General features: G+C 62.2%; 14 protein-coding genes and 1 pseudogene. 9 read left to right on the forward strand and 6 right to left on the reverse strand.

Going from position 1 to position 15,724, the window contains the following annotated elements; all coding sequences use genetic code 11:
- Nucleotides 1-54 precede the first annotated feature (54 nt).
- Nucleotides 55-966, forward strand: a complete 912-nt coding sequence (locus AC1DLT_RS20435; RefSeq protein WP_477487956.1) for a dihydrodipicolinate synthase family protein — start codon at nucleotides 55-57, stop codon at nucleotides 964-966.
- Between the two features lie 69 nt (nucleotides 967-1,035).
- Here AC1DLT_RS20435 and AC1DLT_RS20440 read toward each other — a convergent pair whose 3' ends face one another.
- Complete coding sequence (locus tag AC1DLT_RS20440; RefSeq protein ID WP_041364209.1) at nucleotides 1,036-2,394, reverse strand: MFS transporter; 1,359 nt, start codon at nucleotides 2,392-2,394, stop codon at nucleotides 1,036-1,038.
- 332 nt (nucleotides 2,395-2,726) lie between these two features.
- On the opposite strand from AC1DLT_RS20440, the gene cyoA reads away from it, so the two are divergent.
- The 6 genes from cyoA (at nucleotide 2,727) to AC1DLT_RS20470 (ending at nucleotide 8,383) form a co-directional block, all read left to right on the forward strand.
- On the forward strand, nucleotides 2,727-3,917 hold the full coding sequence (cyoA, locus tag AC1DLT_RS20445; protein ID WP_477487957.1) for a ubiquinol oxidase subunit II: 1,191 nt from the start codon (nucleotides 2,727-2,729) through the stop codon (nucleotides 3,915-3,917).
- Between the two features lie 31 nt (nucleotides 3,918-3,948).
- Nucleotides 3,949-5,952: a cytochrome o ubiquinol oxidase subunit I gene (gene cyoB / locus AC1DLT_RS20450; protein WP_477487958.1), complete on the forward strand. Its 2,004-nt coding sequence runs from the start codon at nucleotides 3,949-3,951 to the stop codon at nucleotides 5,950-5,952.
- A 4-nt stretch (nucleotides 5,953-5,956) separates the two neighbouring features.
- Nucleotides 5,957-6,601, forward strand: coding sequence for a cytochrome o ubiquinol oxidase subunit III (gene cyoC, locus AC1DLT_RS20455; RefSeq protein ID WP_477487959.1), 645 nt, complete (start codon nucleotides 5,957-5,959; stop codon nucleotides 6,599-6,601).
- Nucleotides 6,598-7,014, forward strand: a complete 417-nt coding sequence (gene cyoD / locus AC1DLT_RS20460) for a cytochrome o ubiquinol oxidase subunit IV (protein WP_477487960.1) — start codon at nucleotides 6,598-6,600, stop codon at nucleotides 7,012-7,014. The genes cyoC and cyoD overlap by 4 nt, the downstream gene beginning before the upstream one ends.
- 35 nt (nucleotides 7,015-7,049) lie before the next feature.
- Nucleotides 7,050-7,799, forward strand: a complete 750-nt coding sequence (locus AC1DLT_RS20465) for an SURF1 family protein (RefSeq protein ID WP_477487961.1) — start codon at nucleotides 7,050-7,052, stop codon at nucleotides 7,797-7,799.
- 128 nt (nucleotides 7,800-7,927) lie between these two features.
- Nucleotides 7,928-8,383 (forward strand): hypothetical protein, encoded by a 456-nt coding sequence (locus AC1DLT_RS20470; protein WP_477487962.1) that lies wholly within the window; start codon nucleotides 7,928-7,930, stop codon nucleotides 8,381-8,383.
- A gap of 73 nt (nucleotides 8,384-8,456) precedes the next feature.
- Here AC1DLT_RS20470 and katG read toward each other — a convergent pair whose 3' ends face one another.
- A complete protein-coding gene (gene katG / locus AC1DLT_RS20475) occupies nucleotides 8,457-10,640 on the reverse strand; it encodes a catalase/peroxidase HPI (protein ID WP_477487963.1) in 2,184 nt (727 codons plus the stop codon).
- 207 nt (nucleotides 10,641-10,847) lie between these two features.
- Between katG and AC1DLT_RS20480 the strand changes: the two genes are divergently transcribed.
- Nucleotides 10,848-11,765, forward strand: a complete 918-nt coding sequence (locus AC1DLT_RS20480) for a LysR substrate-binding domain-containing protein (RefSeq protein WP_477487964.1) — start codon at nucleotides 10,848-10,850, stop codon at nucleotides 11,763-11,765.
- A 42-nt stretch (nucleotides 11,766-11,807) separates the two neighbouring features.
- A pseudogene (locus AC1DLT_RS20485) lies at nucleotides 11,808-11,987 on the forward strand (IS3 family transposase); the annotation flags it as partial.
- On the opposite strand, the gene AC1DLT_RS20490 reads toward AC1DLT_RS20485, so the two are convergent.
- From AC1DLT_RS20490 to AC1DLT_RS20505, 4 genes are all read right to left on the reverse strand, one after another.
- Entirely contained in the window at nucleotides 11,979-13,010 is a 1,032-nt protein-coding gene (locus tag AC1DLT_RS20490) for an L-idonate 5-dehydrogenase (RefSeq protein ID WP_477487965.1), read from the reverse strand. The pseudogene AC1DLT_RS20485 and the gene AC1DLT_RS20490 sit on opposite strands and share 9 nt — an antisense overlap.
- Nucleotides 13,011-13,020: 10 nt before the next feature.
- Entirely contained in the window at nucleotides 13,021-13,968 is a 948-nt protein-coding gene (locus AC1DLT_RS20495; RefSeq protein WP_477487966.1) for a 2-hydroxyacid dehydrogenase, read from the reverse strand.
- A 207-nt stretch (nucleotides 13,969-14,175) separates the two neighbouring features.
- Nucleotides 14,176-14,943 carry an SDR family oxidoreductase gene (locus AC1DLT_RS20500; RefSeq protein WP_477487967.1) on the reverse strand — a complete coding sequence of 256 codons (768 nt, stop codon included), beginning with the start codon at nucleotides 14,941-14,943 and terminating at the stop codon, nucleotides 14,176-14,178.
- A 54-nt stretch (nucleotides 14,944-14,997) separates the two neighbouring features.
- A complete protein-coding gene (locus tag AC1DLT_RS20505; RefSeq protein ID WP_477487968.1) occupies nucleotides 14,998-15,672 on the reverse strand; it encodes a 4-carboxy-4-hydroxy-2-oxoadipate aldolase/oxaloacetate decarboxylase in 675 nt (224 codons plus the stop codon).
- Between the last annotated feature and the right edge of the window lie 52 nt (nucleotides 15,673-15,724).

A 15,724-nucleotide genomic window follows, 5' to 3' on the forward strand; every position in this document is an offset into this window, starting at 1 on the left:
AGATATCGGCGCGCCCGCGCATATTATCACCCATCAACCAGAGGAGTGCATTTCATGACCACAGGCTGGAGCGGCGTTTTCCCCGCAGTGACGACACAATTCAACGAAGACTTCTCGATCGACCTCAAGGCCACCCAAGGGGTGCAGGACGCGCTCGTCAATGACGGCGTCAACGGCCTGATCGTCATGGGCACCTGCGGCGAGAACAACTCGCTCGATCCGGAAGAAAAGCGCACCATCCTCAAGGCCGCCGTCGAGGTGGTGAACGGCCGGGTGCCGGTCGTGACCGGCGTCTCCGAATTCGACACCCGCCGCGCCGTCGCCTATGCCCGCGATGCCGAAAAGCTCGGCGCCGACGGCCTGATGCTGCTGCCGGCCATGGTCTATGTGCCGAAGCCGGAAGAGTTGGTCGCCCATTTCAAGACGGTCGCCGCCGCCACCTCGCTGCCGATCATGCTCTACAACAACCCGCCAGCCTATCGCGTCAACATCGGCGCCGACGTATTGCGCCAGCTCGAAGACGTGCCGAACATCAAGGCCGTCAAGGAAAGCGCACCGGATCCGCGCCGCTTCACCGACCTGATCAACACCTTCGGTGACCGCTTCGACATCTTCGCCGGCCTGGACGACGTGGCGCTCGAAGGTCTGATGCTCGGCGCCAAGGGTTGGGTCTCCGGCCTCACCAGCGCCTTCCCGCAGGAATCCGTCGCCCTGGTGGCCGCCGCCAATCGCGGCGACTGGGTCGAGGCCCGCGCCATCTATCGCTGGTTCATGCCTTTGCTGCATCTCGATGCCGAGCACGACCTCGTCCAGTCAATCAAGCTCGCCGAGCAGATCATGGGCCGCGGCTCCGAGCGCGTCCGCATGCCGCGCATGCTGTTGACGGGCGCGCGCCGTGCTGAAGTGACGGCGATGGTGGAAAAGGCTGCTGCGACGCGGCCGACGCTTGCCAGGAAGGCTGCTTGAGCCCGCCACGGGTTCAACGATATATGCATACAAAAAAGCCGGGCTCGCCCGGCTTTTTTCGTTTCTCTTTTACCGCTGACCGCCAGGCTCGCCGCTCTGGTCCAGGACCCGGCTGAGGCTGAGCGCCGCGATCGTGCAGATCGCACCGGAGATCAGATATCCGCCGATGAAGATGATGCCGAAACTGCTGGCGAGGCCGAGGGCCACCAGCGGTGCGAAGCCGGCACCGATCAGCCATGCGAGGTCGGAGGTGAGTGCCGCACCGGTATAGCGGTAATATTGCCCGAAGCGCGAGGAGACGGCGCCGGAGGCCTGGCCGAACGAGAGGCCGAGGATCCCGAAGCCGATGATGATGAAGGCATCCTGCCCCTTGCCGCCGGCATCGAGCAGGAAGGGTGCCGAAAACGAGAAGATCGCGATGATCACCGCACCGATCATCAGCTGGCTGCGGCGGCCGATGCGGTCGGCGATCAGGCCGGACAGGATGATGCCGACGATGCCGACGGCAGCGCCGATCACCTGCACGAACAGGAATTCCGCCGCCGACTGCCCACCATAAAGCGTCACCCAGCTCAACGGGAAGATCGTCACCAGATGGAACATGGCGAAGCTGGCCAGCGGCACGAACGCGCCGAGCACGACGTCATGGGCATGCTTGCTCAGCATTTCGAAGATCGGTCGGGCCTGCAGCTCGTTGGCTTCGAGCGCCGAGCCGAATTCCTTGCTGGCGACGATGCGCAGGCGGGCAAACAGCGCCACGACATTGATCGCAAACGCCACGAAGAACGGATAACGCCAACCCCAGGCGATGAAATCCGCTTCCGAGAGATTGGCGACGAAATAACCGAACAGGATGCTCGCCAGCGCAAAACCGATCGGTGCGCCGAGCTGCGGGATCATCGCATACCAGCCGCGCCGGTTGGGCGGCGCATTGAGGTTCAGGAGCGAAGCAAGCCCATCCCAGGCGCCGCCGAGCGCAAAACCCTGCCCCATGCGGAACAGCGCCAGCAAGGCCACGGCCCAGTAGCCGATCGTGTCGTAGCCGGGCAGGAAGGCGATCGAAGCCGTCGATCCGCCGAGCAGGAACAGCGCGATCGTCAGCTTGGTGCCGCGCCCATAATTGCGGTCGATCCACATGAACACGAACGACCCGACGGGTCGCGCCATGAAGGCGAGCGGGAAGATCGCGAACGACATCAGGGTTGCTGCGACCGGGGTCGGCGCAAACGGGAAGATCAGCTTCGGGAAAACGAGGACGGAGCCCAGCCCGTAAACGAAGAAGTCGAAGAATTCCGACATGCGACCGATGATCACACCAAGCGCGATGCTGCCCGGCGAGATCGGCCCGTCGTCATGAATGCGGCGGGCGTCCCTTTCGAGGCCGGACGATGTCGGGCCTGTTGACGCGGGATTGACGACCGTGGTCATGAATTCCTCCTGGCGATAGTTCGCCTCGTCCTCGAAATGTTGATCAACATGCCGTCGAGATCAAGGAACAAGACTAAAAAAACCTGACATATGCGACGGACCGCACCGTCTTCTCATCCACACCCTCTGGTCGCCCCCTCAGGCTGTCCTAGATTTCCGATTGGCGAATGCGGAAACTGAGCGTGCAGGTTGGTGCAGCAAAACGGCTCGGAAGACCATGCGGTTTTTTGCTGCACTGCGACAGATTGCTGCACTGCGACGAACGACCTCATTCCAGCCCATGCAGGAACCTGACTATTCCGAACTAGACAAAACACAAATTCGAGCCCGAGATGACCCCTCAGTTGAAAATCGTCGCACGGTTGTTCGCTCTCTTCACCCTTTTAGGGCTTTCCGGATGTAACCTGGTCGTGATGTCGCCTTCCGGCGATATTGCCCGACAGCAGGCAAACCTGATCATCGTCGCCACGGTGCTGATGCTGATCATCATCGTGCCGGTCATCTTCCTCACGCTGTTCTTCGCCTGGCGCTATCGCGGCTCGAACACCAATGCGCCCTATGATCCCGAATGGCACCATTCGACCCGGCTCGAAGTCATCATCTGGTCCGCACCGCTCGCCATCATCATCGCGCTCGGCGCCGTCACCTGGATGAGCACCCATAAGCTCGACCCCTACAGGCCGCTCGACCGGATCGATGCCCAGCGCGCCGTGCCTGCCGAGGTGAAGCCGATCACCGTGGAAGTCGTGGCGCTCGACTGGAAATGGCTGTTCTTCTATCCGGAATACGGCATCGCCACCGTCAACGAGATGGCGGCCCCCGTCGATGTGCCGATCAACTTCAAGATCACCGCCTCCTCGGTGATGAACTCCTTCTATGTGCCGGCGCTTGCCGGGATGATCTATGCCATGCCGGGCATGGAAACCAAGCTGCATGCCGTCATCAACAGGGCGGGCGAATACGAAGGCCTTTCGTCGAACTATAGCGGCGACGGTTTTTCGCATATGCGCTTCAAGTTCCATGGCGTCGACCAGGCCGGTTTCGACCAGTGGGTCGCCCGCGTCAAGCAGAACGGCACCGCACTTAACCGCGACGCCTACCTGAAGCTCGAAAAGCCGAGCGCCAAGGAGCCGGTGCGCTATTACGCCAATGTCGAGGACGGGCTCTACAGGGCCGTGCTCAACATGTGCGCCGTACCCGGCAAGATGTGCATGGATGAGATGATGCATGTCGACATGATGGGCGGCGGCGGGACAGAGAGCCAGGAAAACCGGGCGCGTCTGGAGCATGACAATCGCCATGCCTTGGGAGAAAGGCTTGGCGCGACCGTGCCGGCCAGCGGCGAACCCTCCCGCATGCCCGAACCGAGACCGAGCGTGGACCAGCCGCAGTCGACCAACCACGACACGCACAACATGCAAGATATGCCGGGAGGCAACACCGCGCCCGACGGCAATCAGGGCGGTCCGGCGCCGGCTCAACTCAACAGCAATGCTCCGGCGCAGCCTGCAACTCAGCCCTGAGACTGCATTTCAAGAGATTTTGGACAGACCCATGTTCGGCAACAGCACTTTGACGGAATTCCTTTTCGGGCGGCTTACCCTCGAAGCCATTCCCTATCACGAGCCCATTCTCGTCGCGACCTTCGTCGTCGTCGCGCTCGGCGGTCTCGCCGTTTTGGGGGCTATCACCAAATATCGGCTCTGGGGTTATCTCTGGAACGAGTGGTTCACCAGCGTCGACCACAAGAAGATCGGCGTCATGTACGTGGTTCTGGCGATCATCATGCTGCTGCGCGGCTTTGCCGATGCGATCATGATGCGCATCCAGCAGGCGATCGCGTTTAACGGTTCGGAGGGCTATCTGCCGCCGCACCACTACGACCAGATCTTCACCGCCCACGGCGTCATCATGATCTTCTTCATGGCCATGCCCTTCGTGACAGGCCTGATGAACTATGTCGTGCCGCTGCAGATCGGCGCCCGCGACGTCTCTTTCCCGTTCCTCAACAACTTCTCGTTCTGGATGACGACGGCCGGCGCGATCATCATCATGATGTCCCTGTTCGTCGGAGAATTCGCCCGCACCGGCTGGCTCGCCTATCCGCCGCTCTCGGGCGCCGACTATAGTCCGGGCGTCGGCGTCGATTATTACATCTGGGGCCTGCAGGTGGCCGGCATCGGCACCACGCTTTCCGGCATCAACCTGATCGCCACGATCGTCAAGATGCGCGCGCCGGGCATGACCTTCATGAAGATGCCGATCTTCACCTGGACCTCGCTCTGCACCAACGTGCTGATCGTCGCCTCTTTCCCGATCCTCACTGCCACCCTCGTTCTGCTGTCGCTCGACCGTTATGCCGGCACGAACTTCTTCACCAACGATCTCGGCGGCAACCCGATGATGTACATCAACCTCATCTGGATCTGGGGCCATCCGGAGGTCTACATCCTCGTCCTGCCGGCCTTCGGCATCTTTTCCGAAGTGGTCGCCACCTTCTGCGGCAAGCGGCTCTTCGGTTACGCATCGATGGTCTACGCCACCTGCGTCATCATGATCCTTTCCTATATCGTCTGGCTGCACCATTTCTTCACGATGGGGTCCGGCGCCTCGGTCAACGCCTTCTTCGGCATCACCACGATGATCATCTCGATCCCGACGGGGGCCAAGATGTTCAACTGGCTGTTCACCATGTATCGCGGCCGCATCCGCTACGAACTGCCGATGATGTGGACGGTCGGCTTCATGGTGACATTCGTCATCGGCGGCATGACCGGTGTCATGCTCGCCGTGCCGCCGGCCGATTTCGTGCTCCACAATTCGCTGTTCCTGATCGCACATTTCCACAACGTCATCATCGGCGGCGTGGTGTTCGGGCTGATGGCGGGCGTCGTCTACTGGTGGCCAAAGGCCTTCGGCTACAAGCTGGATGTCTTCTGGGGCAAGATGAGCTTCTGGTTCTGGTTCATCGGCTTCTACGTCGCCTTCATGCCGCTCTACGTGCTCGGCCTGATGGGCGTCACCCGCCGTGTCAACCAATTCGAGGATCCGTCGCTGCAGATCTGGTTCGTGATCGCCGCCTTCGGCGCTGTGCTGATCGCCTGCGGCATCGGTTCCTTCATCATCCAGCTGGTCGTCAGCTACCTGAAGCGCGACCAGCTGCGCGAGACCTCCGGCGACCCCTGGGACGGCCGCACGCTGGAATGGTCGACCTCCTCGCCGCCGCCGGACTACAACTTCGCCTTCACGCCGGTCGTGCACGACCATGACAGCTGGTACGACATGAAGAGCCGCGGCTATGAGCGCCCGCTCGGCGGCTTCAAGCCGATCCACATGCCGAAGAATACTGGCACGGGCGTCATCCTTGCCGCTATCAGTGTCGTCTTCGCCTTCGCGATGATCTGGTACATCTGGTGGCTGGCAATCGTCGCCTTCGTCGCCATGATCGCCGTCGCGATCGGCCACACCTTCAACTACAATCGGGATTTCTACATTCCAGCCGATACCGTGACCGCAACAGAGGACGCGCGCTCGAAGCTGCTCGCGGAACGGACCTGAGACCATGAGCCAGACGCAAGTTCAGACCCACGGCCCCTCGGGCAATCGCGAAACCGACAAGCCGCAATTCTATGTCACCGAAGATCACCACCCGGAAGGCAGCACCATGCTGGGCTTCTGGCTGTACCTGATGAGCGACTGCCTGGTCTTCGCCGTCCTCTTCGCCACCCACGGCGTGCTCGGCCGCAATTATGCGGCAGGCCCCTCGCCGGCCGACCTGTTCGACCTGCCGATCGTCGCCATCAACACGGCAATGCTGCTGTTCTCGTCGATCACCTACGGTTTTGCCATGCTGCAGATGGAACGGGGCGCCAAGACCGAGACGCTGTTCTGGCTCGGCGTAACGGGCGTGTTCGGAGCGATCTTCCTCGGCCTCGAACTCTACGAATTCAACCACCTGATCCACGAGGGCGCCGGCCCGACCCGCTCGGCCTTCCTCTCCTCCTTCTTCACGCTGGTCGGCACCCACGGGCTGCACGTCACCTTCGGCATCATCTGGTTGATCACGCTGATGGTGCAGGTCGGCAGACACGGACTGATCGAGGCAAACAAGCGCCGCCTGATGTGCCTGTCGATGTTCTGGCACTTTCTCGACGTCGTCTGGATCGGCGTCTTTTCCTTTGTTTATCTCATGGGAGTCCTCGGATGAGCTCGCACGGCCAAGCCCCGCACGCCCCCGCGCACGAAAGTGCCTCAGAGGCCCATCACGGCCACAGCAATGGCCATCAGGCTGGCCACGGCACGCTGAAAGGTTACCTGATAGGCTTCAGCCTGTCGGTGATCCTGACCGCCATCCCGTTCTGGCTGGTGATGAGCGGCGCCATCGACAGCAAGCTGTTCACCGCCTTTCTCGTCATGGGGCTCGGCGTCATCCAGATCGTCGTGCACATGGTCTATTTCCTGCACATGAACCCGCGCTCCGAAGGCGGCTGGACGATGATGGCGCTGCTCTTCACCCTGGTTCTGGTCGGCATCACGCTTGCCGGATCGCTCTGGGTCATGCACCATCTCAACGCAAACATGATGCCGATGTCGCCGGAGATGATGAAAAACATGCCGTGACCCCCCTCGGGGGCAAGCTGGGAAGGGATAGACGCGTGGCTCTCGACCATCCTTTGACCGGAGAAACAGCGGATGCGGCACCGGCTCGTTCCAGGTTCGCCTTCGCAGCCGCGATGCTGTTGCTGACCGTCGTCTTCCTCGGGCTCGGCACCTGGCAGGTGCAGCGGCTCTTCTGGAAGCTCGACCTGATCGCCCGCGTCGATGCCCGGGTCACGGCAACCCCGGTGCCTGCGCCCTTATCGCCAGCCTGGCCCACCATCAACGCCGAAGACGATGAGTATCGGCGCGTCACGGCGACAGGCACTTTCCGCCATGACGCGGAAACGCTGGTCCAGGCGGTCACCGATCTCGGTCCCGGCTTCTGGATTCTGACGCCTCTGGAACAGAAGGACGGGACCACCGTCCTCGTCAATCGCGGCTTCGTGCCTGCCAACCGCCGCGATCCGGCCTTGCGGCCGGATGGGCAGCTCGTAGGCCCGGTGAAGATCACCGGCCTCATCCGCATCAGCGAGCCGGAGGGCGCGTTCCTGCGCTCCAACGATCCCGCGAACGGCCGCTGGTACTCCCGCGACGTGGCCGCGATTGCCGCCGCCACCGGCCTCGAAAGGGTCGCACCCTATTTCATCGATGCCGACGCGACACCGAATCCGGGCGGCCTGCCCGTCGGCGGACTGACGGTGATCCGCTTTCGCAACAGCCACCTCGTCTACGCCGTGACCTGGTATCTGCTGGCGGTGATGAGCGCGGCGGCCGCCTATGCGATCCAGCGCCGGCGGCTCGCCTGAAACTTGAGGCGTGGATTTCCACGGAATACCAGGTCCGCAACCTGTTCATCGCGCGCCGAATTTCTCATACTCGATAAACGGCATTTGCCAGCGCCGCGGGCGGCCAGTTTAAGAGCGGATTTGATATTATGCGCCAATTTTTCAACTCGAAATACAAGATCATTTTCGCGGCCGCGCTGTTCGTCCTGACATCGATCTTCATGTCGATCTCTGCGACCGGCCATGTCAGCGGCAATTATATCGCCATCGTCCTGATCGCGTTCCTGTTCACGATCCTGTCGCTCTACTCGACGGCGAGATCGCAACACGCCGAGTATCTGATTATCGGCAGCCTGCTATTGTCCCTCTCGACCCTGGTCGGGATCACCGAAGTACTGACCAAGAAGATCTCCAACATGCAGTACGGGGTTTATTTTTTCGCCTTCCTCGGCTGCGTCGGCTTGCTTTCGCTCGGCCTGATCGCACGGTATCTCACCAGCGAGGGGTGGAGCGTCAGTTCCGAAAAGACGCGCGAGGCCTTGTCTGTCTGCGCCACGATCCTGGGATTCGTGCTGGCGATCGCCTCGGCCTTCGTGCCGACCTGAAAAGCCCGGCGGTAAATCACCGTTGAAAAGCTGCCCGGACGCAGCTGAGCCACGTCCGGGCGATTTTTGTCGATCAGACGAGATCGAAGCGGTCGGCGTTCATGACCTTGGTCCAGGCCGCAACGAAGTCCTTGACGAACTTCGCCTTGGCGTCGGACTGGGCATAGACTTCCGCGATCGCACGAAGCTGCGAATGCGAGCCGAAGATCAGGTCGACGCGGGTGCCGGTCCACTTGGGCGCCTTCGTCTTGCGGTCATGACCTTCGTAGATGCCATCCTTGCCGGCAACGGGCGACCATTCGGTGCCCATGTCGAGCAGGTTGACGAAGAAGTCGTTCGTCAGCGTTTCCGGTTGGGACGTGAAGACGCCGTGTTCAGGCTGGCCGGCCTTCAGCGCGCGCAGGCCGCCGAGAAGAACGGTCATTTCCGGTGCCGTCAGCGTCAGCAGCTGAGCGCGGTCCAGCAAGGCCTCTTCAGCCTTCATGAACTGCGTCTTGCCGCTGTTGACATAGTTGCGGAAGGCGTCTGCGCGAGGTTCCAGCGCGGCAAAGGAAGCCGCGTCGGTCTGCGCCTCGGAGGCATCCATGCGGCCCGGTGTGAAGGGCACGACGATGTCCTGGCCGCCGGCCTTGGCGGCCTTTTCGACGCCGGCTGCACCGGCAAGTACGATCAGGTCGGCCAGCGAGATCTTCTTGCCCCCTGCCTGGGCAGCGTTGAAATCCTTCTGGATGCCTTCGAGGATGCCCAAGACCTTGGCGAGTTGCGCCGGCTGGTTGGCTTCCCAATCCTTCTGCGGAGCAAGCCGAATCCGCGCGCCGTTGGCACCGCCGCGCTTGTCGGAACCGCGGAAGGTCGAGGCGGAAGCCCAGGCGGTGGAAACCAGTTCCTGCACCGTCAGGCCGGTCGCCAGAACCTTCGCCTTCAGGTCGGCGACATCCTTGTCGTCGACGAGCGGGTGGTCGACGGCCGGGATCACATCCTGCCAGATCAGGTCTTCGGCCGGAACTTCCGGGCCGAGATAACGAACCTTCGGCCCCATGTCGCGATGGGTCAGCTTGAACCAGGCGCGGGCAAAGGCATCGGCGAATTCGGCCGGGTTTTCCAGGAACCGGCGCGAGATCTTCTCGTAGATCGGGTCGAAGCGCAACGCCAGGTCGCTGGTCAGCATGGTCGGCAGCTGCTTCTTCGATGGCTCGAAGGCGTCCGGAATGGAAGCTTCGGCGTTCTTCGCCACCCACTGCTTGGCACCGGCCGGGCTCGTGGTCAGTTCCCATTCGAAGCCGAACAGGTTTTCGAAGAAGTAGTTGCTCCACTGGGTCGGCGTCTGGGTCCAGGTCACCTCCAGGCCGCTGCCGATCGCATCGCGACCGACGCCGGTGTTGAACTTGCTCGACCAGCCGAGGCCCTGCGCCTCGAGCTCGCCGCCCTCCGGGTCGACACCGACAAACGACGGATCGCCGGCGCCATGGGTCTTGCCGAACGTGTGGCCGCCGGCGATCAGCGCCACGGTCTCTTCGTCGTTCATCGCCATGCGAGCGAAGGTCTCGCGGATATCGCGTGCCGAAGCGAGCGGATCGGGTGTGCCGTTCGGGCCTTCCGGATTGACGTAGATGAGGCCCATCTGCACGGCGCCGAGCGGTTCTGCCAGCTGGCGTTCGCCGCTATAGCGCTCATCCCCGAGCCAGGTGCCTTCCGGACCCCAGTAAAGTTCTTCCGGCTCCCAGACGTCGGCGCGGCCGCCGGCAAAACCGAACGTCTTGAGGCCCATCGATTCGAGCGCGACATTGCCGGTGAGGATCATCAGATCCGCCCAGGAGATCTTGTTGCCGTATTTCTGTTTGATCGGCCAGAGCAGGCGACGGGCCTTGTCGAGGTTGACGTTGTCCGGCCAGCTGTTGAGCGGCGCGAAACGCTGCTGCCCCTGGCCTGCACCGCCGCGGCCGTCGGTGATGCGGTAGGTGCCGGCGCTGTGCCAGGCCATGCGGATGAACAGGCCGCCGTAGTGACCGAAATCGGCCGGCCACCATTCCTGCGAATCCGTCATCAGGGCCTGAAGGTCTTTCTTCAGGGCGTCGAGATCGAGCGTCTTGAACTCTTCGGCGTAATTGAACGCCTCACCCATCGGGTCGGAGCGGACGGAGTGCCCGTGAAGAATCTGGACGTTCAGCTGGTTGGGCCACCACTCGCGGTTCGATCGGCCGCGAGGCGTATGCGCGACCGGACATTTGCCGGCGTTTTCGCTAGATTTCGCATCCATGACTATCTCCTTGATTTCTTTCATTATCTGTCGTGCAAAAGAGGCTGTTTCTGCCGAACCGTCCGGTCCGGCTGCGCTGTTTCAGACTGTCGTCCCCGCCTTTCGAGCAAGGATCATGGTCACGCGCACCCTCCCTTGGATCCTTCTTATCGGAAGCGCCTCATAAATTTAAGTTGGATTTACTGATCGCCGCGATAAGTTGAGGTTATGAAGAACGTCACACTGAAACAGCTCCGTTATTTTGAAGCCCTGGCGCGGGACGGCCGCTTCCGCCGCGCGGCCGATGCCTGCGCGATTTCCCAGCCGGCCTTGTCGATGCAGATCAAGGAACTCGAACAGGAATTGGGCGGCGAACTCTTCGAGCGAAATGCGCGCGAAGTGAAACTGACCGCCTTCGGCCAGACATTTGCGCTGCGGGTCCGCGATATCCTGCGGGCGGTGGACGAACTGGCGGATCTCGCCCGCGCGTCGCGCGATCCGTTCCTGGCGCGCCTGCGCATCGGCATCATCCCGACGATCGCGCCCTATCTGCTGCCGGCGATCATCAACGACCTGAACAGGACGTTCGAGGGGATCGAATTGCAGGTGCGCGAGACACAGACGGCAAAACTGGTCCAGGAACTGGCGCAGGGCGAGCTGGATCTGGCAATCGTCGCCCTGCCCGTATCGGAACCGTTCCTGACCGAACTCAAACTGTTCGACGAGGAGTTCGTGCTGGTCCGGCGACGCGAGGACGAGGACAAGCCCGTCCCCGAACGCGAGGCGTTGCGCGAAATGCGCCTGCTGTTGCTGGAGGAAGGCCACTGTTTTCGCGACCAAGCCTTATCGTTCTGCAAGATAGGATCGACCCGCGCCCGGGAAGTCATGGAAGGCAGCTCTTTGTCCACCCTGGTCCAGATGGTCAGCGCCGGCATCGGCATCACCCTGATCCCGGAAATGGCAGTGCCTTTGGAAACACGTTCGGCGCAGGTTTCGATCTCCCGCTTCCAGACGCCCCGGCCGGCCCGCACGATCGGCATGATCTGGCGCCATTCGACGCCTCTCGTCACCCAACTCCTGCAGATTTCCGAGGTAGTACGCCGCTCAGCCGATATGGTGCGCGAACAGTATGCGATGCGCGCCTGAGACGTCGATCTGCCAGCGAAGCTGCGCCACCTCGCCAACCAGCGGCGGCGTTTTGTCGGCACGTCGGCACCGATCCTGGTCGAGGCGAAGGCCAATTCCCGCCGGTCGCTCGATTTCGTCCACGACCAGGGCGCCTGCGGCAGACGGTTCCGGGTCGTTGATGACGTGAGGCGCGAATGCCTTGCTCATGGTTTCGTTGCTGACTACGCTCTATCAGAACGTTAGTTGCACCTTCATTGATCGCGTCCGGTCACCGGCCGCCTCGAATGCCTTGACGGCGTCTTCGAGGGGATAGGTTCCGGTGAGCAGCGGCTTCAGGTCAACGCGCCGCTTGCTGATGAGGTCGACCGCCAGGCCGAACTCCTCGTGGAAGCGGAAAGTGCCCTTCATCTCGATCTCCTTGGCCACCACCATGTTCTGCGGGATCGACACGTCGCCGCCGAGGCCGAGCTGGACGAGGACGCCGCGCGGCTTCAGCACCTCCAACCCCGAACGCAATGCGCTCTGGTTTCCCGATGCCTCGAACTGAACGTCGAAGTAACCCTTGTTGGCCGAGTAGGCGGATAGGAGCTCCGGATCGCGGGCGACGTTGATCACCCGGTCGGCCCCTATTTCGAGCGCCTTCCTGAGAACTGCATCCATCACGTCGGTGGCTATGATCTCACGGGCACCATGGGCGCGTGCCGCGATGATCGCCAGCGCACCGATCGGACCGCAGCCGGTCACAAGAACCCGCTTGTCGGCGAGCCCGCCAGCGCGGACGACGGCGTGCAGCGTCACAGCGAAAGGTTCGGCCATCGCGGCTTCGTGGATGGAGACGCCATCGGCGACCTTGTGGCACTGCCATTGTTCGGCGACCAGCCGCTCGCGGAAGGCCCCCTGGATGTGCGGCATCGGCATGGCGGAGCCGTAGAAACGCATGTTGAGGCAATGGTTCTGCTGGCCCTTCAAGCAATAGTCGCAGGCATTGCAGGGGCGGCTCGGGGAGACCGCCACCCGGTCGCCAACGACAAGGCCGGATACGCCCGCCCCCAGCGCCTTGATCGTTCCTGCAACCTCGTGGCCGAGGATCATCGGCTCGCGGACGCGCACCGTGCCGAAGCCGCCGTGATTGTAGTAGTGCAGATCGGAGCCGCAGATGCCGCCCGCCTCGATGGCCACCTCCACCTGGCCAGGCCCGAGCGCCTCGACCTCCCGTTCCTCTATGCGCAGATCCTTGGCGGCATGAATGACGACGGCTTTCATGGGCTTGTCCTCAGAGAACGGGGGTTGGCAAGCTGGCGCCGGCAAAATGGGCGGCGAGATTGTCGCGCACCAGCTTGCCCATCGCCTTGCGGGTTTCGATCGTGCCCGACGCATGGTGCGGCTGCACCAGCACGTTGCCGAGTTCGAGGAAACGCGGATCGAGCTTCGGCTCGCCTTCGAACACGTCGAGTGCCGCAGATCCGAGCGCTCCGCTTTCGAGTGCGGCGAGCAGCGCTTCCTCGTCGATATTGGACGCCCGCGAGATGTTGATGAGCATGCCGTCCGGCCCGAGCGCTTCGATCACGTTCTTCGAAACGATATGACGCGTGACGGTCGAGGCCGCCAGCGTCACGAACAAGAAATCAGAATGCCGGGCAAGTTCCACCGGATCGGCGATGAAGGTCATGTCTTCCGCATACGGCTTGGCCGACACGTCGCTGTAGGCGATCTCCATGTCGAAGCCCTTGAGGCGCTTGGCGACCTCGAAGCCGATGCGACCGAGGCCGAGCACTCCCGCTCTTCTCCCCCAGACGCGACGCTTCAGCGGATAAAGGCCCTTCTCCACCCAGCTTCCGTCCCTCACCCATGTCTCTGCGCCGATCATGCCGCGCGACTGGACGAGCATCATCGCCACGCCAAGATCGGCCACGTCATTGGTCAGCACGTCCGGCGTATTGGTCACGCGGATGCCGCGAGCGCGGGCAGCATCCAGATTGACCGCATCGTAACCGACGCCGTAGACGGAGATGACTTCGAGCTTCGGCAATGCGGCGATAAGATCGGCGGAGGCGCCGAGCTCTCCGCGCGTGGCGATGGCGCGAATTTCGGCGGCATGTTCGCTCATGAAGGCATCACGATCGGACGCCTCGTAGAGCTTGCGCACGTTGTACTGCGCCTCCAGTTCGACCAGATCCCATTCCGGATAAGGGCCGATCAGAAGAATGTCGGGCTTGCTCATGGTTCCTCCAGGTTTCAGTTCGAGCGCCTCTGGCGGGCGCCAGTAGCGTCACGGCCATCACAACGATGGAGTCCAGTGACTGTTGATATCGATGGTCGCAACGTCCGGCTCTGCTGTCGGAAGCTCGCGCGTCGCAAGCTGCCTCTCGAGAAGACGCCCATCACGACGTTCGGCCCGAAGCCGCTCTTCGTCCCGGAACCAGATAGCTCAGAGGCTGGTGGTGATGCCGCCATCGACATAGAGCGTGTGTCCGTTGACGAAGGAGGAGGCGCTGCTTGACAGGAAAACGGCCGCACCGACCAGTTCTTCGACATCGCCCCATCGGCCCGCAGGGGTCCGCTTCTCCAGCCAGGACGAGAACTCCTGGCTGTCGACCAGTGCCTGGTTCAACGGCGTCTTGAAGTAGCCGGGCGCGAGCGCATTGATCTGCAGGCCGTGTTTGGCCCAGTCGGTTGCCATTCCGCGCGTCAGGTTCTTCACCGCGCCTTTGGTCGCCGTATAGGGCGCGATGCCGGGGCGCGCGAGCTCGCTCTGCACCGATGCGATGTTGATGATCTTGCCACGACCGCGGCCGATCATGTGTCGGGCCACCGCCTGGCCGACGTAGAAGACACTGGAGACGTTGGTCTTCATGAGCTGTTCCCAGCGATCGATGGGGAAATCCTCGAGCGGGCTGCGGAACTGCATCCCGGCATTGTTGACCAGGATGTCGATCGCACCGACTTCGGCCTCGATCGCATCGACCCCGCGCTTCACCGCTTCGGCATCCGTCACGTCGAAGTCAGAAACCGAAACCGTCGCACCAGTTTCCTTGAGCTGTCCTGCAGCGGTCTCGAGCCTGGCCCTGTCACGGCCGTTCAGAACGATGGAAGCTCCGTGTTCCGCGAGGCCCCTGGCCAGCGCAAGGCCGATACCCTGCGACGAACCCGTCACCAGGGCTCGCAAACCGGTCAGATCAAACAGGGAATGGCTCATCGGATACCTCGTTCCTTGGACAGGAAAAAATGCTGCGACATCTGGAGCGCCTACTCAGATATCGACGACAAGTCCCTTGGCTTTCAACGCCGGTTCCAGCTTGCTGACCTCGATCACCGACTTTCCCTGCTTGTAGGCTTCGATATAACCGGCTTCCGCATCTTCGCGGGCCTGCGACAGACGCGCTACCTCCTGCGCCTCGGCGCGGCGCACGACAACGAGGCCGTCGGCATCGCCGACGATGATATCGCCCGGATTGATGATCTCTCCGCCGACGATAACCGGATCGTTGACGGCGGCGATGGTTTCCTTGACGGTGCCCTTGATGCAGACGCTGAGCGAAAAGACCGGGAAGCCAAGCTCCCGCAGTTGCAACGTGTCACGGACGCCGGTATCCGTCACCAGGCCGCCGATGCCCTTTGCAAGGCAGGCATTGGCAAGAACATCGCCGAAAGAGCCGGCCTCTTCAAACTCGCCCGCAGACACGACGATGATATCGCCCGGTTTGGCGTAGTTGATGGCAAGCTGCAACATGATGTTGTCGCGCGGTGCACATTTGACAGTAAAGGCCGGGCCGCACAGCTTCATGCGATAGTCGACCGGCTTGAGGCGCGAAGAAAGTGCACCCCTGCGCCCCTGCGCTTCATGGATCGTGGCCGGCGAGAATTTGGCGACCGCCTCGATGTCGGCCTTGCTTGGCCGTTCTGCGATGTCTTTGATATGGATCATGAAAACCTCGTATGGCAAGACCGGCGACGGGCACGTCCCGCCGCCTGCAGCC

The sequence above is a fragment of the Neorhizobium sp. 05N33 genome (assembly GCF_056397445.1).

Coding starts and splice junctions, on each gene's coding strand:
- AC1DLT_RS20435 (WP_477487956.1), top strand. CDS start 55: ATGACCACAGGCTGGAGCGGCGTTTTCCCCGCAGTGACGACACAATTC.
- AC1DLT_RS20440 (WP_041364209.1), bottom strand. CDS start 2,394: ATGACCACGGTCGTCAATCCCGCGTCAACAGGCCCGACATCGTCCGGC.
- cyoA (WP_477487957.1), top strand. CDS start 2,727: ATGACCCCTCAGTTGAAAATCGTCGCACGGTTGTTCGCTCTCTTCACC.
- cyoB (WP_477487958.1), top strand. CDS start 3,949: ATGTTCGGCAACAGCACTTTGACGGAATTCCTTTTCGGGCGGCTTACC.
- cyoC (WP_477487959.1), top strand. CDS start 5,957: ATGAGCCAGACGCAAGTTCAGACCCACGGCCCCTCGGGCAATCGCGAA.
- cyoD (WP_477487960.1), top strand. CDS start 6,598: ATGAGCTCGCACGGCCAAGCCCCGCACGCCCCCGCGCACGAAAGTGCC.
- AC1DLT_RS20470 (WP_477487962.1), top strand. CDS start 7,928: ATGCGCCAATTTTTCAACTCGAAATACAAGATCATTTTCGCGGCCGCG.
- katG (WP_477487963.1), bottom strand. CDS start 10,640: ATGGATGCGAAATCTAGCGAAAACGCCGGCAAATGTCCGGTCGCGCAT.
- AC1DLT_RS20480 (WP_477487964.1), top strand. CDS start 10,848: ATGAAGAACGTCACACTGAAACAGCTCCGTTATTTTGAAGCCCTGGCG.
- AC1DLT_RS20490 (WP_477487965.1), bottom strand. CDS start 13,010: ATGAAAGCCGTCGTCATTCATGCCGCCAAGGATCTGCGCATAGAGGAA.
- AC1DLT_RS20495 (WP_477487966.1), bottom strand. CDS start 13,968: ATGAGCAAGCCCGACATTCTTCTGATCGGCCCTTATCCGGAATGGGAT.
- AC1DLT_RS20500 (WP_477487967.1), bottom strand. CDS start 14,943: ATGAGCCATTCCCTGTTTGATCTGACCGGTTTGCGAGCCCTGGTGACG.
- AC1DLT_RS20505 (WP_477487968.1), bottom strand. CDS start 15,672: ATGATCCATATCAAAGACATCGCAGAACGGCCAAGCAAGGCCGACATC.